The organism is Bradyrhizobium sp. C-145 (assembly GCF_023375135.1).
GTDB lineage: Bacteria > Pseudomonadota > Alphaproteobacteria > Rhizobiales > Xanthobacteraceae > Bradyrhizobium > Bradyrhizobium zhanjiangense.
This window is the reverse complement of sequence record NZ_CP088150.1, coordinates 221,996-248,127: the sequence shown is the minus strand read 5'-3', so window position 1 is coordinate 248,127 and position 26,132 is coordinate 221,996. Positions and strand designations below refer to the sequence as shown.

The 26,132-nt window shown below is 64.7% G+C and carries 24 protein-coding genes and 1 tRNA gene; 16 read left to right on the top strand and 9 right to left on the bottom strand.

Features of this window, described 5'->3' with window-relative positions:
- Positions 1–18 precede the first annotated feature (18 nt).
- Positions 19–879: a DMT family transporter gene (locus tag LRP30_RS01165; protein ID WP_249759074.1), complete on the bottom strand. Its 861-nt coding sequence runs from the start codon at positions 877–879 to the stop codon at positions 19–21.
- Between the two features lie 161 nt (positions 880–1,040).
- On the opposite strand from LRP30_RS01165, the gene LRP30_RS01160 reads away from it, so the two are divergent.
- Positions 1,041–2,408, top strand: coding sequence for a PLP-dependent aminotransferase family protein (locus LRP30_RS01160; protein WP_249761979.1), 1,368 nt, complete (start codon positions 1,041–1,043; stop codon positions 2,406–2,408).
- A gap of 4 nt (positions 2,409–2,412) precedes the next feature.
- Here the strand turns inward: LRP30_RS01160 and LRP30_RS01155 are convergent, their stop codons facing one another.
- Both LRP30_RS01155 and LRP30_RS01150 read right to left on the bottom strand, forming a co-directional pair.
- Positions 2,413–3,027: a GDYXXLXY domain-containing protein gene (locus LRP30_RS01155; RefSeq protein ID WP_249759073.1), complete on the bottom strand. Its 615-nt coding sequence runs from the start codon at positions 3,025–3,027 to the stop codon at positions 2,413–2,415.
- Complete coding sequence (locus tag LRP30_RS01150) at positions 3,024–4,295, bottom strand: DUF2157 domain-containing protein (RefSeq protein ID WP_249759072.1); 1,272 nt, start codon at positions 4,293–4,295, stop codon at positions 3,024–3,026. Before LRP30_RS01150 ends, LRP30_RS01155 begins: the two co-directional genes overlap by 4 nt.
- Positions 4,296–4,806: 511 nt before the next feature.
- On the opposite strand from LRP30_RS01150, the gene LRP30_RS01145 reads away from it, so the two are divergent.
- On the top strand, positions 4,807–5,817 hold the full coding sequence (locus tag LRP30_RS01145; RefSeq protein ID WP_249759071.1) for a tripartite tricarboxylate transporter substrate binding protein: 1,011 nt from the start codon (positions 4,807–4,809) through the stop codon (positions 5,815–5,817).
- A gap of 117 nt (positions 5,818–5,934) precedes the next feature.
- Here the strand turns inward: LRP30_RS01145 and LRP30_RS01140 are convergent, their stop codons facing one another.
- Together LRP30_RS01140 and LRP30_RS01135 are read right to left on the bottom strand one after the other, a co-directional pair.
- A complete protein-coding gene (locus LRP30_RS01140) occupies positions 5,935–6,915 on the bottom strand; it encodes a tripartite tricarboxylate transporter substrate binding protein (protein ID WP_249759070.1) in 981 nt (326 codons plus the stop codon).
- Positions 6,916–6,975: 60 nt separating this feature from the next.
- Entirely contained in the window at positions 6,976–8,616 is a 1,641-nt protein-coding gene (locus tag LRP30_RS01135; RefSeq protein ID WP_249759069.1) for an FAD-dependent oxidoreductase, read from the bottom strand.
- Positions 8,617–8,732: 116 nt separating this feature from the next.
- Here LRP30_RS01135 and LRP30_RS01130 point away from each other — a divergent pair, with 116 nt between their 5' ends.
- Both LRP30_RS01130 and LRP30_RS01125 read left to right on the top strand, forming a co-directional pair.
- A complete protein-coding gene (locus LRP30_RS01130) occupies positions 8,733–9,647 on the top strand; it encodes a LysR family transcriptional regulator (protein WP_249759068.1) in 915 nt (304 codons plus the stop codon).
- A 61-nt stretch (positions 9,648–9,708) separates the two neighbouring features.
- Positions 9,709–10,914 (top strand): integrase core domain-containing protein, encoded by a 1,206-nt coding sequence (locus LRP30_RS01125; RefSeq protein WP_249756508.1) that lies wholly within the window; start codon positions 9,709–9,711, stop codon positions 10,912–10,914.
- A gap of 263 nt (positions 10,915–11,177) precedes the next feature.
- Here LRP30_RS01125 and LRP30_RS01120 read toward each other — a convergent pair.
- Positions 11,178–11,267: transfer RNA gene (locus LRP30_RS01120), tRNA-Ser, on the bottom strand.
- Positions 11,268–11,403: 136 nt separating this feature from the next.
- Between LRP30_RS01120 and LRP30_RS01115 the strand changes: the two genes are divergently transcribed.
- On the top strand, positions 11,404–12,267 hold the full coding sequence (locus LRP30_RS01115; RefSeq protein WP_249759067.1) for an alpha/beta hydrolase: 864 nt from the start codon (positions 11,404–11,406) through the stop codon (positions 12,265–12,267).
- Between the two features lie 471 nt (positions 12,268–12,738).
- On the opposite strand, the gene LRP30_RS01110 is transcribed toward LRP30_RS01115, so the two are convergent.
- Positions 12,739–13,875, bottom strand: a complete 1,137-nt coding sequence (locus LRP30_RS01110) for an ROK family protein (protein ID WP_249759066.1) — start codon at positions 13,873–13,875, stop codon at positions 12,739–12,741.
- Positions 13,876–14,209: 334 nt separating this feature from the next.
- Here LRP30_RS01110 and rplU point away from each other — a divergent pair, with 334 nt between their 5' ends.
- From rplU to LRP30_RS01095, 3 genes are all read left to right on the top strand, one after another.
- Entirely contained in the window at positions 14,210–14,596 is a 387-nt protein-coding gene (gene rplU, locus LRP30_RS01105; RefSeq protein WP_080137431.1) for a 50S ribosomal protein L21, read from the top strand.
- A gap of 102 nt (positions 14,597–14,698) precedes the next feature.
- Positions 14,699–14,968: a 50S ribosomal protein L27 gene (rpmA, locus tag LRP30_RS01100; protein WP_128942462.1), complete on the top strand. Its 270-nt coding sequence runs from the start codon at positions 14,699–14,701 to the stop codon at positions 14,966–14,968.
- 152 nt (positions 14,969–15,120) lie between these two features.
- Positions 15,121–15,714, top strand: a complete 594-nt coding sequence (locus LRP30_RS01095; protein WP_249759065.1) for a GNAT family N-acetyltransferase — start codon at positions 15,121–15,123, stop codon at positions 15,712–15,714.
- Between the two features lie 203 nt (positions 15,715–15,917).
- Here LRP30_RS01095 and LRP30_RS01090 read toward each other — a convergent pair whose 3' ends face one another.
- Positions 15,918–16,832 (bottom strand): DMT family transporter, encoded by a 915-nt coding sequence (locus LRP30_RS01090; protein ID WP_249759064.1) that lies wholly within the window; start codon positions 16,830–16,832, stop codon positions 15,918–15,920.
- Positions 16,833–17,095: 263 nt separating this feature from the next.
- Here LRP30_RS01090 and LRP30_RS01085 point away from each other — a divergent pair, with 263 nt between their 5' ends.
- The 3 genes from LRP30_RS01085 to LRP30_RS01075 all read left to right on the top strand — a co-directional run bounded on the left by LRP30_RS01085 (position 17,096) and on the right by LRP30_RS01075 (position 20,436).
- Positions 17,096–17,578, top strand: a complete 483-nt coding sequence (locus LRP30_RS01085; RefSeq protein WP_128947778.1) for a MaoC family dehydratase — start codon at positions 17,096–17,098, stop codon at positions 17,576–17,578.
- Between the two features lie 84 nt (positions 17,579–17,662).
- A complete protein-coding gene (gene obgE, locus LRP30_RS01080) occupies positions 17,663–18,703 on the top strand; it encodes a GTPase ObgE (protein WP_128942479.1) in 1,041 nt (346 codons plus the stop codon).
- A 98-nt stretch (positions 18,704–18,801) separates the two neighbouring features.
- Positions 18,802–20,436 carry an alkaline phosphatase family protein gene (locus LRP30_RS01075; RefSeq protein ID WP_249759063.1) on the top strand — a complete coding sequence of 545 codons (1,635 nt, stop codon included), beginning with the start codon at positions 18,802–18,804 and terminating at the stop codon, positions 20,434–20,436.
- A 161-nt stretch (positions 20,437–20,597) separates the two neighbouring features.
- Here LRP30_RS01075 and LRP30_RS01070 read toward each other — a convergent pair whose 3' ends face one another.
- Positions 20,598–21,563, bottom strand: a complete 966-nt coding sequence (locus tag LRP30_RS01070; RefSeq protein ID WP_249759062.1) for a Bug family tripartite tricarboxylate transporter substrate binding protein — start codon at positions 21,561–21,563, stop codon at positions 20,598–20,600.
- A gap of 198 nt (positions 21,564–21,761) precedes the next feature.
- Between LRP30_RS01070 and proB the strand changes: the two genes are divergently transcribed.
- The 5 genes from proB (at position 21,762) to rlmH (ending at position 26,126) form a co-directional block, all read left to right on the top strand.
- Positions 21,762–22,883: a glutamate 5-kinase gene (proB, locus tag LRP30_RS01065; RefSeq protein WP_091893138.1), complete on the top strand. Its 1,122-nt coding sequence runs from the start codon at positions 21,762–21,764 to the stop codon at positions 22,881–22,883.
- Between the two features lie 134 nt (positions 22,884–23,017).
- On the top strand, positions 23,018–24,313 hold the full coding sequence (locus tag LRP30_RS01060; protein WP_128930674.1) for a glutamate-5-semialdehyde dehydrogenase: 1,296 nt from the start codon (positions 23,018–23,020) through the stop codon (positions 24,311–24,313).
- A 20-nt stretch (positions 24,314–24,333) separates the two neighbouring features.
- On the top strand, positions 24,334–24,978 hold the full coding sequence (locus LRP30_RS01055; protein WP_249759061.1) for a nicotinate-nucleotide adenylyltransferase: 645 nt from the start codon (positions 24,334–24,336) through the stop codon (positions 24,976–24,978).
- Between the two features lie 214 nt (positions 24,979–25,192).
- Positions 25,193–25,549, top strand: a complete 357-nt coding sequence (rsfS, locus tag LRP30_RS01050; RefSeq protein ID WP_091893134.1) for a ribosome silencing factor — start codon at positions 25,193–25,195, stop codon at positions 25,547–25,549.
- A 94-nt stretch (positions 25,550–25,643) separates the two neighbouring features.
- The gene (gene rlmH, locus LRP30_RS01045; RefSeq protein ID WP_128930673.1) at positions 25,644–26,126 is read left to right on the top strand and encodes a 23S rRNA (pseudouridine(1915)-N(3))-methyltransferase RlmH; all 483 of its coding nucleotides are present in this window, start codon (positions 25,644–25,646) and stop codon (positions 26,124–26,126) included.
- Positions 26,127–26,132: the final 6 nt, after the last annotated feature.

Genomic DNA, 26,132 nt, shown 5'->3' with positions numbered 1-26,132 from the left:
AGGACTAGCCGGCCATCATCATGCAAACCGCCGCGCGAAGAAGACGCAGGCGACCACGAGCACGGTCGCGGCGATCATGCTCCAGGCAACCGGCTCGTGCAGCAACAGGCCGGCGAGCGCGAGGCCGAAGAATGGCTGGAGCTGCTGCAACTGGCCGACGCGGGCGATGCCGCCGAGCGCAAGCCCGCGATACCAGAAGATGAAGCCGACGAACATGCTGAAGATCGAGACGTAGGCGAGCCCGATCCAGGCGGGCGCGCTAACGCCGCTCCATATCGGCGGCCACGTCCAAATCGCGACGGCCACCATCAGCGGCAGCGCGAGCAGTAGCGCCCAGGAGATCACCTGCCAGCCGCCGAGGCGGCGCGACAACGCGGCGCCTTCGGCATAGCCGAGACCGCATAAGACGATCGCGGCCACCATCAGGAGATCGCCGCTGAGCGAGGCTGAGCCGTCATGCGACAGAGCAAAGCCCGCGACGGTGGCACTGCCGAGGACGGCGAACAGCCAGAACAACGGCTGCGGCCGCTCACCGCCGCGCAAGACGCCGAAGATCGCGGTCGATAGCGGCAAGAGGCCGATGAAGACGATCGAATGCGCCGAAGTGATGTGCTGGAGCGCGAGCGCGGTCAGCAAGGGAAAGCCGACCACGACGCCGATGGCGACGATGGCGAGTGAGGCGAGATCGTGCCTCGCCGGCCGCGCCTGACGGAGCAAGCCGAGCACGGCCAGGCCTATCAACGCCGCAATGACCGCGCGCGTGGACGTCAGGAACAGCGCGGAGAAGCCGCCGACCGCCACGCGCGTCGCCGGCAGCGAGCCGCTGAAGATAATGACGCCGAGAAGCCCATTGCCCCAGCCGGTGGCGGTAGATTGCATTGCTGTCTCGCTTTTTGCGAGCGCGATGCTCGGCCATCGCCAGTGACAAGACCAGCGACAGTTCAGTACAATCTGGCAAAACTGTATGGATATGGAAGGCGATACACTTGGACAGCGAGGCATCAGCGAGAGGGCGCAACGGAACGCGGACCGCAGACGTGATGAGTGCCATCCGCACCAAGGTCGCGGGCCGCGCGCTCGGTGCCGGCGACCGCTTGCCATCGATCCGCAGCCTTGCGGCGACGATGGGGGTTTCGCCTTCCACCATCGTCGAGGCCTATGACCGCCTGGCCGCGGAAGGGCTGATCCGTGCCCGTCGCGGCTCGGGCTTCTACGTCTCGCCGACGGTCATGCCGCCGCTTGCGCTTGCCGAGGTCGAGCCGCGCCGCGACCGGGAGGTCGATCCATTCTGGGTCTCGCGGCAGTCGCTCGATGCAGACACGACCGCGCTGAAGCCCGGCTGCGGCTGGCTGCCGCCGGAGTGGATGCCGGAGGCGGCGCTGCGACGCGCTATCCGCGCGCTCGCGCGGACCCATGCGACTCTATTGGCGGACTACGGCGGCACGCGCGGTTCGCCGGCACTGCGCCGGCTGCTGCTTACGCGTCTTGCGGAAGATGCGATCGAGGTGTCGGTCGACCAACTCATGCTCACGGGCTCGGGCACGCAAAGTGCCGATCTCGTCTGCCGCTTCCTGCTCCGTCCCGGCGACACCGTGCTGGTCGATGATCCCTGCTACTTTAATTTTCGCGCCTTGCTGCGGGCGCACCAGGCGAAGATCGTCGGCGTGCCCTACACGCCATCGGGTCCGGACGTCGCAAGCTTCGAGCAGGTCCTCGCCAGCGAACGGCCGCGGCTCTACATCACCAATTCAGCGCTGCACAATCCGACCGGCGCGACGCTGTCGCTTCCGACTGCGCATCGGCTGCTGAGCGCGGCCGCCGCGCACGACCTCACGATCGTCGAGGACGATATTTTCGGCGACTTCGAGCCGGAGCGCTCGCCGCGCCTTGCCGCGCTCGACGGTCTCGCCCGCGTGATCCGCATCGGCAGCTTCTCCAAGACGCTATCGGCCTCGGTGCGCTGCGGCTATATCGCCGCGCGCGCCGACTGGATCGAGCATCTCGTCGATCTCCAGGTCGCAACCAGCTTCGGCGGCTCAAGCCCGGTCGCGACCGAGATCATCGCAAAGGTGCTGGCCGGCGGCAGCTATCGCAAGCACATGGACGAGCTCAGGCAACGGCTCATGCGCGCCCGGCGCGACGTCGCGCGCAAGCTTCAGGCGCTCGGCATCGAGCCGTGGCTGACGCCGCGCGGCGGCTTCTTCCTCTGGTGCCGTCTTCCGGGCGGCCAGGATGCCACGGCCGTCGCGCGCGCGGCTCTCGAAGAGGATGTGGTGCTGGCACCGGGCAACGTGTTCAGCGTGTCCCAGACGGCATCGAACTTCATGCGGTTCAACGTGGCGCAGATGGGCGATCCCAGGATGTGGGATGTGCTGCGGCGGGCGTTGAAGGCGGGCACCGAACGATAGACGCCTAGTACCAAGGCTCCTCATACACCGGCTCGCCGTCGAGCAGCAGCCGCTTGATGGCAGCGCGGCCGGAGGGCAGCACCGCGGCGACGACCCGCAGCTTCTGCTGGTTGCGCGCCTGCTCGAGCTTCTTGCCCTCGCCTTCGGGCACGAAATAGCTTTCGAGACCGTATTTGATCGTCAGCTTGTCACAGAAGGTGCGGCCGTTTGTGCCGCAGGCGCCTCCCGAATAGCCGACGCGGCCGCGGATCAGCACGTCAGGCGCCGTGACCGGGACAGGCTCGGCATGCACCGAGACGGCCTCGTAAAGGCCGCTGGCATTGGGCGCGAGCTTGACGAACACGACGGCATTGCGTTCGGCGGCCGGCTTGCCGGCGAGCGCGCCGGCCGGCACTTGCGAGATTTCATAGCGGAGCACGACATAGTCGCCGCGCAGGAGATCGCGGGGATCGACCGGCTGCGTCTGCAAGGTCACCTCACGGCCCTCGCGCAGGATCTGCATGCGATCGGCGACCATCAGGACCAGCAGCACGCATTGAAGCAGGACCGCGCCCCCGAACAGCACGGCTTTCGGAATGCGCTGCCAGATTTTTGTGACTGATGCGGCCAGTTTGATCATCGCGCAGCCCTCGGCAGCATGCGATTGAGCGCGGTCGCAAATCCGACGGCGATGATTCCGGCCGCCGCAAGGAAGGCCGAGCGGCCCAGCAGCGAGCCCTTCACGGCCCAGGTGATGCCCGCGATTACGCCGGCGATGCCGAGCCAGCCGGCAACGATTCGCGGACGCACCTCATCGAGCATGCCGGAGACGACGAGGCACAGCATGGCGCAGAGCAGCGCGGCATAGGCGAACCAGGGCTCGCCGGCCGCAGATGCCGGCCAGATCGGCGCGGCGAGCAGCACGAGCCCGATGGCGCATGCTGCCAGGACTTCACCGGCGCGCCTGGTGATCCCGGCGGATGCGAGAGAAAGGATTGCACCCGCAATCCCGCTCAGGATCGCCCAAAGCGGTTGAGCTGGCACCGTGCCGGTCCGGAAGCTAACGATGTCGTCGACAGTCGTCACCTCGAGGCAGGCAACGCCGGCCAGCGTAAACGCCCCGTAGATCGACAGAACGCTCCCGAGGCGGAGCGCCCTCGGCGACGGCGATGCGGCGATCGCGAGCCCCGCGCCGAACAACAGCGCCGCGCCGTTCGCAAGCAGGAATGATGGCTGCGCGCCATCGAGTTCAAAGCGGAGCGACGTCGCGATCCACCACGGCAGCATCGCGATCGCGACGAGATGCGCCGCCACGCGAGAATTCCATGCGAAGGCCGTCGCGGCGGCGATGAGCCAGACTGCCACAAAGGGAAGATGCAGGGCGTCCGGCGTGTCGTAAGTCCGCAAGCAGGTCCAGATCGAGGCGGCCACGAGACCGACCGCGAGCGCACCGCGCGAACCGGTCAAGAGTGCCCCGGCCAATGCGCCGATCGACCACAGCAGCATGCCGCCGGCAAAGTCCTCGCCGAGATGATACATCTGGCCGACCAGCGCGATGCCCGCGCCAAAGACGATCGCGCCAATGCTGGCACAGAGATCGGCGAGAACCGTGCGTCCCGCGCTGGCGAACCACGCCCCGAGACCGCCTGCGACGACCATGCCGGCAAGCAGGATCACGAACCGCAACAGCCGCGCGATCTCGGTCCAGTGCGCCGCGACGAAGGCGAGAAAAGCCGCCGCGATCAACAGGCCGCCGACAATGGCGACGACCACGGCGATGTTGATGCCGGCCGGCAGCGGCGGCAGCGCATTGCGGATGGAGGCGGCCGCCGCCGGCGCGATCACACCGTCAGCTTCCCATTGTGCAAGATCGGCTTCGAGGCGCTGCCGATAGGCTTTGTCGAACATCGTCACCTAACTGCCGGCGGGCGGCTGCCGCCAGTCAGCCGGCGGGATGTTGCTTGGTCGGATTCCGCCGATGGCGGGTTCAAGACCGCACTGTCTGCAGAGGGCATAGACGGTTGCTGCACGACACGTCAGCCGGCGAGCTTGCGGTCGCGGATCGGCTGAGCGCCCGCAAGTATGCCGCGCTGAAGCGCGCAGCCGGCGAGAGATCGCGACCGATGCGTCCGATCAGATGCTGCAGTTGAACAGCTGCACGCCTAACTGCGCTTCGAGCTCGCCGATGTAGCGACACCAAGGTCGGCGAGAGCCCGGCGCGGCGGGCCGCCGCCGAGAAGCTGCCCTCGCGGACCCATGATGACGAACAGTTCCACGACCTGAAGGCAATTCATCCATCTTTTCATATTCTGCAAAAGAGATGCTCAGATTGCGCCGATGGTTGGAAGAGACTCACAGCTGTAACTTTCAGTCAACATGGCCATAAACGGCCACACGGCAGCGAGGGAGAACTGCAACCATGGAAGGCATCGCCGCCAAGGTGATGAGAGCGCTCTTGTGCCTCGTCGCCGCGACGACGCTGGCGCTCCAGGCGGGCGCCGCGGGGGCTCAGACGGCCGCAGAATCCTGGCCGAACCGCGCGATCACCTGGGTAGTGCCGTTCGGGGCCGGCGGCGTCACCGACCTCGTCTCGCGCAAGATCGCGGAGCTGCTGCGGACGCGGCTTGGGCAGCCCGTGGTGGTGGAGAACCGCCCCGGCGCTGGCGGGACCATTGGGACGGAGTTCGTTGCCCGGGCCCAGCCCGACGGCTACACCGTGCTCTACGCCTCCGGCGGGCCTATGACGATCCAGCCGAACCTGGGGCTGGCGAAGCTCAACTACGACCCGCTCAAGAGCTACGTCCACGTCCGCGGCGTGAGCTCGTCGAACCAGATCCTCGTCGCGACCGCGGCAGCGCCCTACAACTCGCTGGCTGAGTTCGTCGCGTACGCGAAGGCCAACCCGGGCAAGGTCAATTTCGGGTCCCCCGGCCCCGACACCGCCCAGCACCTCGCCGGCGAGATGTTCCAGGCTGCCGCCGGCATCAAGCTGACCCACGTGCCTTACAAGTCGGGCTCGAGCCAGATGACCGACATGATGTCGGGCATCCTGGACGTCTCCTTCGACTACCTTACCGTGCTCAGGCCGCTGATCGACACCGGCAAGGTCAAGGTGCTCGGCACCACCGGCACGGCGCGGCTGGCCGCGCTGCCCGGCGCGCCCACGGTGCTCGAGGTCGGCTACCCGGACGCCGTCAGTGTCGGCTCGACCTGGGTCTCGGTCCCTGCCGGAACCGACCCGAGAATCGTGGGCAGGCTCTCTGAGGCCCTGGCCGCCGTGCTCGCCGACCCCGCCATCGTCGCGGACCTCGCCACCAACGGCCAGGTGTCGATCGCCGACAAGGGGCCGGCCGAGATGGAGCCGTTCATCGTCGAGGAGACCGCACGCTACAAGCGGGTGATCGAGAGCGCGGGCATCGCCGCGCGTTAAAGCATGATCCGGACCCGAAGGGCCGCGTGAGCGCAAAGTGCGCAGCGGTTTTCCGAAAAGATCATGCCCAAACAACACCTAAAGCGGGATAACGATTCATCCTCATCGCATCGCGCTTTAGTTCGCCTTGATCCCGGCCTCGCCAATCAGCTTGCCCCATTTCGCGCTTTCGCCCTGAATGAAGCGGCCGAACTGCTCAGGCGATGTCGGCGCGGGCTCTGCGCCGAGGGTGCGGATCTTCTCGACCACCGACGGGTCTTTCAGGGCCTTCGTGAAGGCTTCGTTCAGTCGGCCGACGACATCCGCAGGCGTCCCGGCCGGAGCAACGAGACCGAACCAGCCGACCGATTCGAAACCCGCGATCCCGCTCTCGGCAAGAGTCGGCACGTCAGGGAGGGATGCAAGACGGCGCGCCGAGGAGACGCCGATCGCGTTGAGCTTGCCTTCGAGGATCAGCTGCCGCGATGCGGGGATATCCAGCACAGCGAACGGGACGTGCCCTGCGAGCACATCGACCGTCGCCGGCGCGGTCCCGCGATAGGGTACGAGCTCCATATTAATCCCCGTCTTCTGCGCGAACAGCGCTGCCGTCAGATGCATGGCGGTCGAGTTGCCGCCATGTCCGATCGACAACGCGCCTGGCTTTGCCTTGGCGAGCGCGATCGTCTCCGCCGTATTGTGCGCGGGCACGTTTGCAGACGCTACCAGCACAAAGGGAATCTCCGCAAGCAGGGTGATCGGCGCGAGATCCCTGGGATCGAACGGCATTGACGAATTGAGGTGCGGATTCACCGTCAGGCTGCCTGCCGGCGCGACACCGAGCGTATAGCCGTCCGGCTTGGCTTGCGCGACCGCGGCCATGCCGATGTTGCCCCCTGCTCCGGCGCGGTTCTCGATCACCAGGCTCTGCTTGAGCTCGGCGGTGACCAGCGGCTCGAGCGTGCGGATCACGGTATCGGCGCTGCCGCCGGGCGGGAAGGTCACGATGATCTTGATCAATTGCTCCGGATAGGCCGCCTCAACGCCCCCCAGCGGCAGCACGGCGAAAGTCGTGGCCGTCAGCACGGCCAGAATGCGACGTCTTGCAGAGTGAAACACGTTCCCCTCCCCCGATGAAGTTTTGATTTGTGGCCGTCAGGCCGGAAACCCGCAGTCCCCTTACGTCGCCTCGCCGGTGAGGCGCGCCAGTAACCCTTGCGGATTGTCGGGCGCGACTTGCCCGCGCCAGGCGATGTGCTGGTCTGGCCGCACCAGCACCAGCTTCTCGGCATAGGCACCGTTCGCCTCGTCCGGCGCGATGTCGACCAGCGTGAGCGGCATGCCGCGTTCCTCCGCGGCCGACTCGAGCTCTGCCACATCGATCGCCGGATCGAGCCGCAGCAATGTATAGCCGGGCCCGAATGCATCGTAGAGCGATCGGCCGTCGCGCAGGAAGAGGTGCGGCGCGCGGGCGCCGGGTACGGTGGAAGGCGCAAAACTTCCCATCGCGTAAGCCGGCGGGGTCTCACCGTCATAGGCGATAATCGGCGAGGCATCGTAGTAGTAGCCGAAGTTGAGGCCGGCGCAGCAATATTGCTGCACGTTCAGATCGTACGCCGCCCTGGCCAGCGCTGCGCGCGCCGCGTGCCCGCGCGGCGTGGCGTCCTCGATCTCCGCTGAGACGCCGCCGCGCTGGGCCATCATCTTCATCGCGTGGTCCATCGCAAAGCGCGACACCTGTTCGGTGATGGGCTGGCGCTCCGCTTCATAGGCGTCGAGAATTGAAGCCGGCGCCCACCCGTTCAGATGCGCCGCCAATTGCCAGCAGAGGTCGACGGCGTCGGCAATGCCCGCATTCATGCCGTAGCCGGCATAGGGCATCCACAAATGCGCGGCGTCGCCGCAGATGAAGACCCTGCGATCGCGGAAGCGATCGGCCACCAGCCGGCGCCCGACCCAGTCCTCCTTGCTAAGGACCCGGTATTCGAAGCGCGCATCGACGCCGAGAATGGCGCGGATCGCCCAGTCGCGATCGACCGAATCGAACTCGGGCTCGTCGGGCTTCAGGTGATTGTGGATCAGCCAGCGGTCGTGACCGTCGATCGCAACCGTGGTGCCGGAGCGCCGCGGGTTGAGCGAGAGCACCATCCAGGCAGGCTTGTGCGCTCCCATCAGTTCCTTGAGTTGCGGAGCTTCGATATAGGTCGATTGCACGCGCTGGATCACCGGCGTCCCGGACAGGCTCGCGCCAATCGATTTCCGCACGAGCGAACGGCTGCCATCGCACCCGATCACGAAGTTGGCTTCGATACGGAGCGGGTTTCCGCTGTCGAGGTTGCGACCTATCGCGATCACAGGGCCGTCGTTCTGTTCGATGTCCGTAATTTCCGTGCGCGCCAAAATGGTGATGCGCGGCTGCGCGGCGGCATGGCCAAACAAGATCGGCTCGAGATAGACCTGGTTGATCCGGTGCGGCGGCTCGGGCGTCGGCCACCAGGTGTCGGGACCGCCGGTTGCGGTGTAACGGCGCGCGCGGGAGGGGATGTCGATGCGGCAAAGTTCGATGCCGGTCGCGGTGGTCCGGTAGGAGCAATCGTTCGGGAAGTCGGCCGGCAGGCCTGCGTCGCGCAGCTTTGCGGCGACGCCGAGCCGGCGGAAGATCTCCATCGAGCGCGCCGAAACGTGATTGCATTTGACGCTGGGCGGATCGCCGGCATGGCGGATCTCCGCGACGACGACGTCGATCCCGCGCGAGGCCAGATCCATCGCCGCGGTCAATCCGACGGGCCCGGCGCCCACCACCAGCACCTGTGTCCTCATGCTCGTTTCCATCCCATGCTTCACCCGCGGATTCGCCGTCCACGCAGCATGCATTTTATTGCAGGGTCGCTTATGAGATAAGCCAGAAAGAACTCATCAATTCATGAGCATTGCCTATGAATGTCACCTTGAGGCAGCTGCAGGCCTTCACCGGCGTGTACCGGACGCGCAGCATCACGCGGGCCGCGCGCGAGCTCGGGATCACGCAATCGGCGGCGAGCCTCTTGGTCCAGCAGCTCGAGGTCCAACTTGGCGTCAGGCTGTTCGATCGCTCCACGCGGTCCGTGCAGCCAACGCTGGCCGCCGACGAAGCTTTTCATGCCGCCGAACGGATGCTCAGCGATGCGCAAGGACTGTCACGGCGCATGCATGACCTCGCGCAGGCGCGCGCAGGTCGCGCCGTGTTTCTCGCGTCAGCCGGCGCCGCATCGGCGCTGCTGCCTTTGGTGTTGGCGAAATTCCGCGCAGGCTATCCGGACATTGAGATCGACATGCGCGACGTTGCCGCGGACGATCTCGTTCCGCGCATGATCGCAACCGATGCAGAGTTCGCGATCGGCAGCGTGGAGGGCGAGATCGCGGAGATGTCGGTCGAGACCCTGGCCCGCGGTCGCCTGAGCGCAATCGGCCGCCGCACCGCCGACTTCGCCGCACGTCGTTCCCTCACATGGGACGAGCTCGAGCAGCTCCCGACGATCGCGATGCGGCGCGAGACGCGGATCCGCATGCAGATTGATCAGGCATTGGGCGCGCAGGGCAAGCGCCTCTCGCCGACCTATGAAGTGACGCTGATCAACACCGCGCTCGCCATGACCGCGCAGGGCCTCGGCCTCGCCATCCTTCCCGCAACGATGCTACCGGCCGATCAATTCCCGACGCTGATCGCGAAGCCGCTGGTGCGCCCGGCCATCACCCGCCCGGTATCGCTGCTCCAGCGCCAGGGACGAACTCTCTCGCCGGCGGCGCAAGCGTTTGTGGCGACGGCGAGGACGGTGCTAGCGGAGCGATCTACTGAGCGGCCCGAGACATAGGTGACAGAACGTACCGGACACATGGGTTACACTTTCCGCTTTTGTTCTGCGGGAGGTGTGGATGCCGTGGAAAGTGAGTTCGGTAATGGAAGAGCGCCTGCGCTTTGTCGCCCGGCTTCTGGATGGGGAAGCCATGACCGAGGTCTGCCGCGAGTTCGGCATCTCCCGCAAGACCGGCTATAAGATTTTCGACCGCTACAAGGAGCAAGGGCTTGGGGCGTTGAGCGACCGCTCCAGGCGGCCCATACGCTACGCCAATCAGCTCCCGCAACAGGTCGAGACCCTGATTGTCCAGCTCAAGGCCGAGAAGCCGCACTGGGGCGCCCGCAAGATCCGAGAACTGCTGGTACGCCGGCTCGATGGCGACATCAGGGTTCCCGCCAAAAGCACCATTCATGCGGTGCTCGACCGCCACGGTCTGGTCAAGCGCAGCAGCGGGCCGCGCCACCATGCGCACGGCACGCCGCTGTCGCCGGGCACGCTCCCCAATGATCTGTGGTGCGCCGACTTCAAGGGCGAGTTCAAGCTCGGCAATGGCCGATACTGCTATCCACTGACCGTTACCGACCATGCCTCGCGCTTTCTGCTGCTCTGCGAAGCGCTGGACTCAACGCGCGAAGACGCTGCCCTCACAGCCTTTGAGCAGCTGTTCCGCGAGCGCGGCCTGCCGTTTGCCATCCGCTCCGACAATGGCGTCCCCTTTGCCAGTCCCAATGCTTTGTTCAATCTCTCGAAGCTGTCAGTGTGGTGGCTCCGGCTCGGCATTGCGATCGAGCGCATTAAGCCAGGCCATCCGCAGCAGAACGGCCGTCATGAGCGCATGCATCTCACGCTCAAAAGGGAAGCCACCAGACCGCCGGGGTTCAACAGCCTCCAGCAGCAGGATCGCTTTGATAGCTTCCGGCACGAGTTCAATGAGGAACGCCCTCACGAAGCTCTCGATATGAAGCGTCCCGCAGACCTCTACACAGCTTCAGCACGCCGCTACGATGGCCTGCCCGAACTGACCTATCCCTTCCACGATCGCGACGTCGTCATCACATCCTGTGGGCGCCTTTGCCTGCACCGCAAGAAAATCAATATCTCCGTCGTGCTGGCCGGCCAAAAGCTCGGCATCAAGGAGGTCGACGACGGCATTTGGCTCGTCAGCTTCATGCACTACGATCTGGGCTACTTCGACCTGGAGCAAAAGACCTTGCAGCCCCTCGACAACCCATTCGGCCCAAAGCCCGTCACCGATGTCTCCGGTACGACATCCTCGCTTTGACCGAGAGGCAGTCTTGCTCATTCTTGGCACGGCAGCCCTTGGCTCGGCCGCGCTGAGCGGTCAACCCCCGCAGCCCGCAGGGGCGCGCCTTTGGCGCGCGGGGTTGACGGCGAACGCGCGTGCCGAGCAACAATGCGGCTGTGCCATGAATGCTTGGAGTGAGTGACCCTGCAACCCCTCGACAACCCGTTCGGCACGAGGTTGTCACCCATGTCTTAGGTACGACCTGTTACCTATGTGTCCGGGCTGGACATACTTGATAATGGCGGAGAGGGAGGGATTCGAACCCCCGATAGGCTTGCACCTATGCCGCATTTCGAGTGCGGTGCATTCAACCACTCTGCCACCTCTCCTGAAGGTGCCGATAAGAGGTAGGAACCCCTGTGGTCGGGGCGTGTAATAGGCGAGGATGGCCGGCCAGACAAGGCGCGAAAGGCGAAAATCCGCTGCCTGTTTCATCCCTTCCCTCTCATTCCGAAAGGAACCACCGTGGAGCATCTGACGATCGCGGCCAATGGCGCCGATTTCCACTTGGTTCGCGCAGGACGGGGCAAACCGCTGCTTTTGCTGCATGGTTGGCCGGAATTCTGGCTGACCTGGGAGCCGGTGATGGCCCGGCTGGCGGATCGCTTCACCCTGATCGCGCCTGACCTGCGCGGTTTCGGCGACAGCGACAAGCCCGATGGCCCTTACGGGCCGGATGGCCATGCGGCGGACATGCTGGCACTGATGGACGGGCTCGGCATCGATCGATTCGGCGTCGTGGGTCATGACGTCGGCGGCGCCGTGATGCAGCCCCTGGCCCGGCAGGCACCGGCACGGCTCACCGGGCTGTTCTTCTTCGATTTCGTCTATCCCGGCATCGGGCCGCGCATGGCGGCCCCCGATAGGCTCAACCACATCTGGTACCAGTCCTTTCAGCAGATGGAGATGGCCCCGGCACTGGTCGGCGCCAGCCGCGAGACCTGCCGGCTCTATATCAGCCACTTCCTCAAAGGCTGGGCGCACCGGAAAAATGCCTTCGACGACGTGCTCGACGCCTTCGCCGACAACTTCCTCAAGGACGGCAATCTCGCCGGCGGCTTTGCGCATTATCGCGCCTCGCATGCCGGGCGCATCGCGATGATGAAGGGTGAGGCGCCACGCCTGCCGCCGATCAACGTGCCGACCTGCGTGCGCTGGGCCGAGCACGACCCGCTGTTTCCCTATGCCTGGACCGATCGGCTCGGCGAAACCTTCAGCGAACTCGATCTGGCGATGTTTCCGGACGTCGGGCACTTCCCGCATCGGGAAGATCCGGATCGCGCGGCCGTGGAGATCGCGACGTTCTTTCAGCGCATCGGCTGGAGCTGAATCAAGGGGAGCTCTTGCGATGATGGAGGTGCACTCCCTCTCCCGCTTGCGGGAGAGGGTCGGGGAGAGGGTGTTTCCACAATGGGATTGTTGGATTGCTGAGGACGTCCCGACGCGGCGAGAGCCCTCACCCGCCGCGCGCGGGACGATGCTTCGCATCGCGCGGGGCGCGTCGGCCTCTCCTGCAAGCGGGAGAGGCGGAGCAAGCGTCAGAAAAACGGGGTGGGACCGCCAGACGCGGTAAACACTGGCGGTCCCTTGCCGCTCATTGAAATACTGACCGGGAAGGGCGGCTTCGCCGGCCGAGTGAAGCGACGATTCGACCCTAGCGTGCAGCCCGCATCGCGCAACGCAATCCGCCCCTTAACCTAACCGGTCAAGGTTACTGTGGAGCCTGAAACGGGGCTCCAGATCCTTCTTGGACGCGTTTTCTTGACGCGAACCGGTGTCCACTTCGCTCGAAAACCCGAGTTAGTCGTTCTTGTTGTTGTCCTTGCCCTTTTTCTTGCCGTTCTCCGTGGAATCCCGGTCTTTTCCGTTGGCGCCCTCCTTGCGGCGGTTGGTGAAACGCGCATTGCCAAGGCCGGTGCCGATGGTGAGCACGCCCCAACGATCGACGTGCTGCATGAACGGCACTTCCGCAAGGCCCTGAACCACGCCGTCATTGTGCATCACGACCGCGGTGTCGTGCTCGCCGATCTCAGGGATGGCTTCGACGAGGCTCGCCGGCAGGTTGAATTTGCTGCTCTCCCAATTGCCGGGCAGATTCTGCGCACCCTTCTCGATGGAGCCGTCCGCATCGATCACGCCGGGGCAGGCGATGCCGATGAACGGCGCGAGCTTGAAGCCTTCAGCTTCGGCATCCTCGATCAGGCCTTCGAGCATCTTGACCAATCGCTTCACCGCGGCCTCGCGGCTCGGCTCATCATCGGCATGGCGCCACAGATCGGATTTGAAGACCGCGGCCTTGGACAGATCGGGCGCCTTCTTCCAGCGTGTCTCCACGATCCCGCAGCGGATGTTCGTTCCACCGATGTCGACCGCGAGGATGCTGTCATAGGCCTCGAAAATCCAGGACGGCGCGAGGTGCAGGGCTCCGATCAAGCCGGCATCGTCAGGATCGAATCGGATTGGCACCAGATCGACCTTGAAGCCTTCCGACTTGAGGATGATCTCGGCCCGGGCAATGGCAATTTCGCCGAGCCGGCTCGCGCGAAAGCCGCCGCCGACCACAATGCAGTCGGTCTTGGCCCAGGCCTTGGTCTTGAGGAACCGCCGCGTGACGTAAGCGAGCTCCTGCGCGAAATCCTCGATCGCGCTATGCACGACGGCCGTGGCCTCGGTATTGTCGCCGACCAGAACGGCATCGAGAGCCTTCTTGCTGATCTTGTCGGACGGCTCGTCGCCGAAGGGATCTTCGCCGCTATTGCGAAGCGGCTTGCGCCACTCTTCGAGGATCTCGCGGAACGCGCCCTTGCTGGCGCGGTCCCCCAGAAAGCCCTCGTCGTCCTTGAGCTCGATGTTGAAGCTGTCGACGTCGACCGACGGCAGGCGGCTCGCCCCGTGCTGGGCGATGCCCGTCGTGTTGACCAGCTGGTCTGTTGCCATGATAGCCCTTGCCCGCGTGTCCGATTTGCGAGGACACAACGGGGAGGGAACCCGTTGGTTTCAAGCCGGCCGCAGATTCGGCCCATACACCGGAATGGACCCAAATCCTTCAAATCCTGACCGTTTTCGCTCGCTTTTCCTTGACTTGCGGCGTCCGGCGGCTATAAGTCCCACAGCCGGCGCGGGGCGTTTCTCGCGCCGCTTGCTTTTGCGTGGGTTTTCAAAGGGATAACTCCCGCCCGCACAAAGCTCGCATAAACCCGTAGCGACTGACAAAAAGCCGGCCCCGACAAACTGTCGCGAGGCCGGGATTGAACACGAAGGAAAAAAAACGATGTTCGCAGTCATCAAAACCGGCGGCAAGCAATACCGCGTCGTGCCGGATGATGTTCTCGAAGTAGGCAAGATCGCCGGCGAAGTCGGCACGATCGTGCAGTTGAATGAAGTTCTGGTGGTCGGCGGCGACACGCCGGTCCTGGGCGTCCCGACGGTCGCAGGCGCGTCCGTTGCGGTCGAGGTGCTCGACCACAAGCGCGGACCGAAGGTCATCGCGTTCAAGAAGCGCCGCCGCAAGAACTCGCGCCGCAAGCGCGGCTACCGCGACGAGATCACGGTGCTGCGCGTCACCGAGATCCTGACCGACGGCGCCAAGCCCACCAAGGGCCCGCGTCCGAAGAAGGAGAAGGTGGCCAAGGAGTCCGCGAAGGAAGCCGCCGAATAACGAGATTTGATCACGCCAATTCACGAATTGATGCGTGAGAAATCGTGAAATGATTCCGTCAAGGAATTGATCTAGACATACGTAGGATTTCGGAGACGAGCCATGGCTCACAAAAAAGCAGGCGGTTCATCGCGTAACGGACGCGATTCCAAGGGCAAGCGCCTCGGCATCAAGGCGTTCGGCGGGGAGATTGTCGCTCCCGGCAACATCATTGCGCGTCAGCGCGGCACCACCTGGCACCCCGGCCTTAATGTCGGCATGGGCACGGACCACACTTTGTTCGCCAAGGTCGAAGGTCGTGTTGCGTTCCAGGCCAAAGCCAAAGGCCGCACCTTCGTATCGGTGCTCCCGATCGCAGAGGCGGCTGAATAGACGGCGGATCAAATGGGAATCCGCCGGGTCCTGACCAAACCGGCGGAGTCCTAGAGATCATAGAGATCGAAGGCTCCAGGGGAGGCGGGAAACCGGCCTCCCCTTTTCTTTGACTTGCTCACTTTGACTTAGTGACTTTCCAGGAGCCGGACATGTTGCAGGATTTCTCGAGCTTGACCTTGCAGGAGGCGAGACCGAGTGTCGTCGCCACCGAGCGGCTGACCTTGCGGCGGCCGACACTCGCCGACGTCAGGACCATCGCCCGGCTCGCCAACGACCGCCGCATCGCGGAAAACACCCGCCGCCTGCCGCATCCTTATTCGCAGGACGACGCCGTTGAATTCATCCGCGCCACCGCCGCGCTCGGCAGCGAGACCGTGTTCCTGATCGAGCACGACAGCGGGCCGATCGGCATGGTCGGCATCGACTGCTCCACGCCCGACAATGCCGAGCTCGGCTATTGGCTCGGCGTCGAGCATTGGGGCCAGGGCTTTGCCACCGAGGCCGCACGCGGCGCGATCGACTTCTTCTTCGAGGAGTTCGAGGACGATCATCTCTATGCCGGCGCGCGCGTCACCAACCCGGCCTCGCGCAAGGTGCTGGAGAAGTGCGGCTTCCAGTGGAGCGGCGTCCAGCTGCACCGCTTCCTGGCGCTGGGATCGTCCACGCCCGTCGATTGCTTCCGTCTGTCACGCGGCGTGTGGGCGTCGCTGAAGAGCTGGAGCAGCGCGAGGAGGATGAGGTAGGTGCACCGATCACCCTCCCCTGGAGGGGGGTCGATGCGCATGCAGCGAAGCGGAATGCGCAGCGGGGTGGGGTGAAGCCACAGCAATGGTCTCACCCACCACCGCCAATCCAAGCACCATCTTCGCGGAAAGACTGTCACCCCCCCGCTCGCACGGCGCGCGAGCGACCTCCCCCTCCAGGGCCCTCCAGGGGAGGGTAAGAGCTAAGCGGGCGGATTCACCTCGGCGTTCTCACGCCCCAAATCGCGTTCCCGCAAGTAAATATAGAATCCCGCGCCGATGATGATGGCGGCGCCGACGATGGTGGCGACTTCAGGCAGGTCGCCGAACACGACGAAGCCGAAGATCACGGCCCAGACGATCATCGAATATTGGTAGGGCACCACGACACTGGCCGGCGCGAGCTTCAGCGAGCGGTTGACGCAGAACAGCGCGGTGACCGAGACGCATCCCGCAAGCGCGAAGATCACGAGGCTGCCCGATGTCGGCGGCACCCAGTGAAATGCAGAGAGAGCGGCACCCAGCGAAAACGTGCCGATGAATTGCGAGGACGCCATCACGATGTCGGGCGTCTTGCGCAGGCTGCGCGTGATCAGCATCAGCGTTGCGAAGGAGAGGCTGCCGCCGAGCGCGATCAGCGCTGGCAGGCTGATGGTCTGCGCGGACGGCCGCAGCGCGATCAAGACGCCGCAGAAACCGATCAGGATGGCGGTCCAGCGCCGCCAGCCGACCTTCTCGCCCAAAAAGATCGCCGACATCGCGGTGACGAAGATCGGGCCGGCCAGATAATAGGTGATGACGTCGGCGAGCGGCAGATAGACGGTCGCGAGGAAGAAGGCAGCCACCTCCAGCGTCGACAGCACGACGCGAAACAACTGCAGGCGCGGCCGCTCCAGCTGCAGGAAGTGGTGACGCTGCCGCCAGATCAGCGGCGACAGCAAGAGCAGCGCCGCGCAGGCGCGCAGGAACAAGAGCTGCCCCACCGAATAGGTGCCGACCAGGAACTTGCCCATGGCGTCGCCGAACGAGAACATGAAGATCGACAGCACCATCAAGGCGATGCCGGCCAGCCGTGCCGAGCGGTCGTCATAGGCGGAGAGATTCTTGAAGAAGGGCATTGCTGTCGTTCGTGGAAGACCCGTCATTGCGAGGAGCTGTTGCGACGAAGCAATCCAGACTGTTTCCACGGAAGCAGTCTGGATTGCTTCGCTTCGCTCGCAATGACGAGCGGAGGAAGCGTCGAAAAACGGCGAGTAGTGTCGCTTCGGTCGTTTTAATGACGCAGGCGCGCTGGACAAGCCCACTTGCGCCGAATTGAACGGATTGTCGCACTCTTCGCATCGCGGTAGCGATAGAACTCATACCGACGAAAGGACGCGGCATGACCGATTTCGATCCCTCCCAGCATCGCATGATCCCAACGCAACGCTGGTTTGAGGATTTCGTCCTCGGCGAGCGTTTCGTGCTGCCGAGCCGCACTCAGACTTCCGCCGTGTTCGCGGCATTCCAGACCGCAAGCGGCGACACCCATCCGGTGCACTACGACGTGGAATATTGTCGCGCCCGCGGCATGCCGCATCTGCTCGCCCACGGCTTCCAGACCTTGATTCACACCGCGCCCGGTGCCGGCCTGTTTCCGTTCATGGTCGAGGAGTCCCTGGTCGGCTTCCTCGAGCAATCAAGCCGGTTTCTCAAGCCGGTGTTCGCCGACGACACCCTTTATCCCGCGCTCGAAGTCACCGAGCTGGTGCCGGGTCGCACGACCGGCGTCGTCACGCTCAAAAGCACCGTGTTCAACCAGCGCAAGGAGCTGGTGCTGGAGGGCACGCAGAAATTCCTGATAAGGAAAAGGCCCGCAGGTTAAGCACGCCCCAAAATCGCGGAATTTCCGCCGATGCACGGGTCAATTCGGGTTGCCGGGCCGGGCGAGCTGGCCTACCTATGGCCCATGAAATTTCTCGACGAAGCAAAGGTCTATATCCGCTCCGGTGACGGCGGGAACGGCTGCGTGGCGTTCCGCCGCGAGAAGTTCATCGAATTCGGCGGCCCCTCCGGCGGCAATGGCGGCCGCGGCGGCAATGTGATCATCGAGGTCGCCGATGGGCTCAACACGCTGATCGACTACCGCTACCAGCAGCATTTCAAGGCCCAGAAGGGCGAGAATGGCATGGGCTCGGACCGCCACGGCGCCAACGGCAAGAACATCGTGCTGAAGGTCCCGGTCGGCACGCAGATCTTCGACGAGGACCGCGAGACGCTGATCCACGACTTCACCAAGGTCGGCGAAAAATTCGTGCTGGCCGAGGGCGGCAATGGCGGCTTCGGCAACGCGCATTTCAAATCGTCGACCAACCGCGCGCCGCGCAACGCCAATCCCGGCCAGGTGGGCGAAGAGCGCTGGATCTGGCTGCGGCTGAAATTGATCGCGGATGCGGGCGTCGTCGGCCTGCCCAATGCCGGCAAGTCGACCTTCCTCAGCAAGGTCAGCGCGGCAAAGCCGAAGATCGCCGACTATCCCTTCACCACGCTGCATCCGCAGCTCGGCGTCGTGAATGCCGACGGCCGCGAATTCGTGCTGGCGGATATTCCGGGTCTCATCGAAGGCGCGCATGAAGGCGCCGGCCTCGGCGACCGCTTCCTCGGCCATGTCGAACGCTGCCGCGTGCTGCTGCATCTCGTCGATGCGACGAGCGAGCACGCCGGTAAGGCCTACAAGACGGTGCGGACGGAGCTGGAGGCCTATGGCGGCCAGCTCACCGACAAGATCGAGATCGTCGCGCTCAACAAGATCGACGCGGTCGAGCCGGACGAATTGAAGAAGCAGAAGGACCGCCTGAAGCGCGCCGCCAAGAAGACGCCGCTGCTGCTGTCCGGCGCGACCGGCCAGGGCGTCAAGGAAGCGCTGCGCGCGCTGGCCGACGTGATCGGCGAGAGCCCGGTCTCCGCCAAGGCGAAAAGCGCCGCTGAAGCGGAGCCGTGGTCGGCGTAGTAAGACGACACTCTCTCGACACCTCTCCCCGACGGGAGAGGTTTTCTTCGCGCCATCGATAGCGCAATATCGGGCAAACGAAGTACGGAGCGAGACGCATGGCGCGCGCGAAGAACGTTCTCTGGATCATGTGCGACCAGCTTCGCTATGATTATCTCGGCTGCACCGGCCATCCCACGCTGAAGACGCCGAACATCGACGCCATGGCCAAGCGTGGCGTGCTTTTCAGCAAGGCTTACGTGCAGTCGCCGATCTGCGGCCCGTCGCGGATGTCGTTCTATACCGGGCGCTACATGCGCTCGCACGGCTCGCACTGGAACGGCTGGCCGCTGCGTGTCGGCGAGCCGACGCTCGGCGATCACCTGGGCAAAATCGGCGTGCGCAACGTGCTGGTTGGCAAGACCCACATGGCGCCCGACCTCGAGGGCATGAAGGCGCTCGGTATCCCCCCGGAATCGATCATCGGCGTGCATGTCGTCGAATGCGGCTTCGAGCCCTATGAGCGTGACGACGGCCTGCATCCGACCGGCCGGCCGCGGCCGAAATACGACGAGTATCTGCGCCAGCAGGGTTTTGAGGCCACCAATCCCTGGGAGCATTGGGCCAATTCCGGCGCGGCGGACGACGGTAGCTTGCAGAATGGGTGGCTGTTGGTGCATGCCGACAAGGCCGCGCGCGTGCCAGACGAGCACTCCGAGACGCCCTACATGACGCGGCGCGCGATGGACTTCATCAGTGAGGCCGAGACCGATGGCCGGCCGTGGTGCCTGCATCTGTCCTACATCAAGCCGCACTGGCCCTATATCGCGCCCGAGCCCTATGCGAGCATGTATTCGACTGATGACATGATCCCGGTGATCCGCTCCGAGCGTGAGCGCTCGAGCCCGCATCCGGTGTTCGGCGCCTATATGGACATGCGCTACTCCCGCAACATGGCGCGCGATGATGCCCGCGAGAAGGTGATCCCGACCTATATGGGCCTGATCACCCAGATCGACGACCAGATGGGCGTGCTGATGAAGTTTCTGGAGGAACGCGGCCTCTTGGAAACAACCATGATCGTGTTCACCTCCGATCACGGCGACTATCTCGGCGATCACTGGATGGGCGAGAAGGACCTGTTCCACGAGCAGTCAGCCAAGATTCCACTGATCATCATCGATCCGTCCAGGCAAGCCGACACCACGCGCGGCACGCGCAGCGATGCGCTGGTCGAGGCGATCGATCTTGCACCGACCTTCGTCGACTATTTCGGCGGCAAGGTGCCGGGCCACATCCTCGAAGGGCGCTCGCTGCTGCCGCTGCTGCGTGGCCCGACGCCGTCAGATTGGCGCAGGGTGGCGTTCTCCGAATACGACTATGCCATGCAGGATGTGCGGCTGAAGCTGAACCAGCCAATCGAACGCTGCCGCCTGTTCATGGTGTTCGACGGCCGCTGGAAATACATCCACGCCTCCGGCTTCCGTCCGATGCTGTACGACCTCGAAACCGATCCGGACGAATATTTGGATCGCGGCGATGACCCCGAATGCGCCGGCATCATCGCGCGGCTTCAGGCCGAGCTATTCGACTGGGCGCTGCATCCGAACGACCACATCACCACCCCGCGCGAGAAGATCGCGGCCTATGCGGATAACCAGCTGCAGGTGAAGGGCGGCATTTTGATCGGCATCTGGGATGAAGCCGAGCTTGCGGCGATCAAGGATGGCATCGCACAACGCGCGAAGATGTAGAGGCGCTCTTTGCCTCTCCCCGCTTGCCGGGAGAGGCCGGATCGCGTCGCGAGATGCGATCCGGGTGAGGAGGACTCTCCGCGAGTCCAACTCTCACCGGCCCCGCGGAGACTCCCCCCTCACCCCAACCCTCTCCCCGCAAGCGGGGAGAGGGAGAAGACTCAATTCTCGATCTTGTATCCCGTCGCCTTCACGATCGGTTGCCACAACGCGATGTTCGCTGCGAGCTCCTTCGTCAATCCTTCCGGCGTGGACCCGACCGGAATGAGCCCAATCGCGGTGAGCTTCTCCTTCACCTCGGGCTTGGCGAGCGCGGAGCTTGCGGCGGCGCCGAGCTTGCTGGCGAACTCCGGCGGGCTGCCGGCCGGAAGCCACATGCCGTACCAGGCGTCCGCGACGAGATCGATGCCGCTCTCCCTCAGCGTCGGAACGTCTGGCGCAAACGGCGATCGTTCCGCGCTCGCGACCGCGATGATCTTCACACCCTTGGCGCGATGTTGCGGCAGAGCGTCGGCCAATGTCGTGATGCCGAACGAGATGTGGCCGCCGACGATGTCGTTGAGGATGGGCGCGCTGCCGCGATAGGGCACGCGGGTCAGGGGAATGCCGAGGTCCTTCTCAAGCTTGGAGCCCATGAAATGCGGAATGGTGCCATTGCTCGGCACCCCAAACGAGGTCTTGTCCGGATGCGCCTTGAGCCAGGCCACGAAGCTCTTGAAATCAGCGGCCTCGACAGTCGGGTTGATCACCAACGCAAATTCGAACCGCGCCAGCAGCGACACCGGCATGAAGTCCTTGGCCGTGTCGAAGCTCGGTGTCGTCTCCACCATTGGCAGCAGATACATGGTCGGCCCCGTCGTCACCAGCACCATGCTGCCGTCGGGACTGCCACCCTTCACCGCCTTGATGCCGATCAGGCCGTCGCCGCCGGTGCGGTTCTCGACGACGACGGTCCGTTGCAACGCTGGCGCCATCTCCTGCGCGATCAGCCGGCACAGCGTGTCGCCGCCAGCTCCCGCTGCGAACGGGAAGATGACCTTTGTGAGCCCGGCCTGCGCTTGCGCCCCACCCGCCTGCGCCAGCAGCGGCAGCCCCAAGCATCCGGCCATGAATTTGCGGCGATCCATTCGTTTCCTCTTTCAGCCCATTTTGGTTGGCGGCAATTAGAGCCAGGCGGACGCCCGAGACAAGGCCGACATGCGCCGTTTACCATGCCGGCTGCCTTGCGCCGGTCACCGTCCTGCTGCAAAAGCAGGGCTCATCGGCGCCGCCTGTCGCTCCGCCGTTTCCCGAGCAATTCGCATCCAGCGCCAGCACAAATACACATGGCCAGCCCCGAACTCAGTCAATTCCGCCGTATCGTCGTCAAGGTCGGCTCCGCGCTGCTGGTCGATTCCGACAGGGGCGAGGTGCGGGCGTCCTGGCTGGCTGCGCTGGCGGACGACATGGCAAAACTGCACCGCGAAGGCCGCGACGTGCTGGTCGTCTCCTCGGGCTCGATCGCGCTCGGCCGCAGCCGCCTCAAATTGCCGCGCGGTCCGCTGAAGCTGGAGGAGAGCCAGGCCGCCGCCGCGGTCGGCCAGATCGCGCTGGCGCGGATTTGGTCGGAGGTGCTCGGGGCGCACGACATCGGCGCCGGCCAGATTCTGGTGACGCTCCAGGACACCGAAGAGCGCCGCCGCTACCTCAATGCGCGTTCCACCATCGGCAAGCTGCTGGAGTGGCGCGCGATTCCCGTGATCAACGAGAACGACACGGTCGCCACTAACGAGATCCGCTACGGCGACAATGACCGCCTCGCCGCGCGCGTCGCCACCATGGCGAGCGCCGACCTCCTGGTGCTGCTCTCCGACATTGACGGCCTCTACGACGCCCCACCCAAGAACAACCCGAACGCAAAGCTGATTCCGGTGGTCGAGAGCATCTCCTCGGAGATCGAGGGGGTGGCGGGAGATGCCGAGTCCGAGCTGTCGCGCGGCGGCATGCGCACGAAGGTCGAGGCAGCCAAGATCGCCACGACAGGCGGCACGCATATGCTGATCGCCTCCGGCAAGATCGAGCATCCGCTGCAGGCGATCGCCGATGGCGGCCGCTGCACCTGGTTCCTGACGCCGGCCAATCCCATCACCTCGCGAAAGCGCTGGATCGCCGGCACGCTGGAGCCGAAGGGCACGCTGACCATCGATGCCGGCGCGGTGACGGCGCTGCGCGCCGGCGCCAGCCTGCTGCCGGCCGGCGTGATCAAGGTCGAGGGCCAGTTTGCCCGCGGTGATGCCGTGATCGTGCGCGGTCCCGACGCCAGCGAGGTCGGGCGTGGCCTGATCGCCTATGACGCCGAGGTCGCCGAGCGGATCAAGGGCCGCTCCTCCCCAGACGTGATGGCCATCCTCGGCATCAGCGGCAGGTCCGAGATGATCCACCGCGACGACCTGGTGGTCGGCGGGTAAGGGCCGCAGCGGCCCTTTTGCAAGAGACCGGGCAGGCCAGCGACCCAGCCCGTCGCGACCGGGGAAACCAGCCACGCCCTTCGCAGACGCGGGATTTCCGTGCTAGGACACCGCCTTAGCAGAAGGTTGACCCCATGGCCGCCCCCCTCAAAGCCGTCGACGGCAATGCCGATCTCCAGGCGCTGATGTCCGATCTCGCCGCCAAGGCCCGCGCCGCCGCGCGAGTGCTGGCGCTGGCGCCGCCGGAGCAAAAGAACCGGGCGCTGGAAGCCATGGAGCGGGCGATCCGCGGCAACGCTGCAGCGATCCTCGCCGCCAATGCCGAGGACGTCGCGGAAGCCCGCGCCTCCGGCAATGCGACCTCCGCCTTCATCGACCGCCTGACGCTGACGCCGGCACGCGTCGAAGGGATGGCCGAGGGCATCGGCATCGTGCGCGGCATTGCCGATCCGGTCGGTGTCGTCACCGAAAGCTGGCAGCGGCCCAACGGCATGACCATCGAGCGCGTGCGCGTGCCGCTCGGCGTCGTCGGCGTGATTTTCGAGAGCCGGCCGAACGTTGCGGCGGACGCCGGCGTGTTGTGCCTGAAGTCCGGCAATGCCGTGATCCTGCGTGGCGGCTCCGACAGTTTTCGTTCCTGCCGCGCCATCCATGAGTGCCTGGTGCAGGGCCTGCGCGAAGCGGACCTGCCTGAAGCCTCGATCACGCTGGTGCCGACGCGCGACCGTGCGGCGGTCGGCATGATGCTATCAGGGTTGAATGGCGCCATCGACGTGATCGTGCCGCGCGGCGGCAAGAGCCTCGTCGCGCGCGTCGAGCAGGAAGCGCGCGTGCCGGTGTTCGCACATCTCGAAGGCGTCAACCACGTCTATGTCGACGGCAGCGCCGACCTCGCCATGGCGAAGTCGATCGTGCTCAACGCCAAGATGCGCCGCACCGGTGTCTGCGGCGCCGCCGAGACGCTGCTGGTAGATCGCGCGGGAGCCGCAAAGAGCCTGAAGCCGCTGGTGGAGATGCTGATCGAGGCCGGCTGCGAAGTGCGCGGCGACGACGCCGTGCAGAAGACCGATGCGCGCGTAAAGCCTGCCAGCGAAGACGATTGGGACACCGAATATCTCGATGCGATCATCGCAGCGAAAGTGGTCGACGGCGTCGACGGCGCCATCGCGCACATCCAGAACCACGGCTCGCATCACACCGATGCCATCGTGAGCGCGGATGAGACCGCCGCAAACAAATTCCTGAGCGAGGTCGATTCCGCAATCGTGCTGCACAACGCCTCGACGCAGTTCGCCGATGGCGGCGAGTTCGGCTTCGGCGCCGAGATTGGCATCGCCACCGGCCGCTTCCATGCTCGCGGCCCTGTCGGCGCCGAACAGTTGACGAGCTTCAAATATCGCGTTCGCGGCACCGGGCAGACGCGGCCGTAAGCAACGTCGCGGGGCGGGTATTGAGCAACACATTCGTCGTGCCGCATTTCGTGGCGCAAGCGGTCCCGCCCCATACGGAGGGCATGCGCATCGGCCTGCTCGGCGGTTCGTTCAACCCGCCGCATCAGGCCCATCGCGCCATCAGCCAATTCGCGCTGAAGCGATTGCAGCTCGATCGCGTCTGGTGGCTGGTGACGCCGGGAAATCCGCTCAAGGAGAACGGCGCATTGCAAGAGCTCGGCGCGCGCATGCAGGCGGCGCGCGAGGTCGCCAACGATCCCAGGATCGAGGTGAGCTGTCTCGAATCCGTCATTCGTACCCGCTATACCATCGACACGATCAACATCTTGCGCCGCCGCTTCTCTGGCTTGCGCTTTGTCTGGATCATGGGCGCCGACAACCTCGCTCAATTCCACCGTTGGCAGGACTGGCGGCGCATCGCCGCCCAGGTGCCGATGGCAATCATCGATCGCCCCCCGCAGAGTTTTCGCGCCCTCGCCTCGCCCGCAGGCCAAGCGCTATCGCGCTACCGCCTGCCCGAGGACAAGGCAGCACTGCTTGCGGACCAGCCGGCGCCGGCCTGGGTGTTTTTGACCGGATTGAAGCTGAATCTCTCCTCGACGGGCCTGCGGAACCCGGACGGGAGCTGGAAAGGTACGAAGTGAGAAAAGGTACGAAGTGAGACGGAGTGTGTGGATTTGGGGCTCTCTGGCATATTGAAAGCCTTAACCCCACATGATGTAGTGTAACCAGTGAGCGTCGGATTCGGCGTTCGCGATACAGTGAAAGGAATGGTCCCTGGCCACATCTGTATTGTCCAAGTCTGTTTTACCCAAGGTTGCTAAGCCTACGCGTAAAACATCGACCAAAGCTGCGGCCTTGAAGGCGCAACCCGACGCCGACAAGACGCTGAGCCTGATCCTCTCCCGCCTCGAGGACATGAAGGCGGAAGAGACGGTCACCATCGACCTTCGCGGCAAATCGACGTACTCCGACTACATGATCGTCACCACCGGCCGGGTGAACCGGCACGTCGGCGCGATCGCGGACAACGTCACGAAGGGCCTCAAGGAAAACGGCATCAGGAACATCCATGTCGAGGGCTTGCCCAATTGCGACTGGGTTCTGATCGATTCCGGCGATGTGATCGTGCACGTGTTCAGACCCGAGGTCCGCGAGTTCTACAATCTCGAGCGATTGTATACGCAGGGCCCAGGGGCGGCGAAGGCGATCTAGGCTCACTGAGCCGATTTCGAATCGGCTGACGCGCATGGTAGCGTCGTGCGCGCGCTTGATGCGCGCGACCCTGAGACACGACGCTGAAGCCATCATGCGTGTTGCCATCATTGCCGTGGGCCGGCTGAAGCAGGGCCCCGAACGGGAGCTTGCCGACCGCTATTTCGAGCGGTTCGACGAGGCCGGCCGCAAGCTCGGATTCCGCGAGCTCACCGTCCACGAAATCCCGGAAAGCCGTGCGCGCGACTCCGCGACGCGGATGGCTGAAGAAGCCGCGGCGATAAGCGCGCATATTCCGGAAAAGTCGATCCTGGTGGCGCTGGACGAGCGCGGCCAGAATCTGGATTCCACCGTATTCGCACGGCATCTCGGGCGCTGGCGCGACGAGGGTGCCGGACATACTATCTTCGTGATCGGAGGGGCGGACGGACTTTCGCCCGAATTGCGCCGTAAGGCCAAGCTCGCGATCGCGTTCGGCTCTGCGACCTGGCCGCACCAAATGGTCCGCGTCATGCTTCTGGAACAGCTTTATCGGGCCGCCACCATTCTGGCCGGCCACCCATATCACCGCGCGTGATGCGCG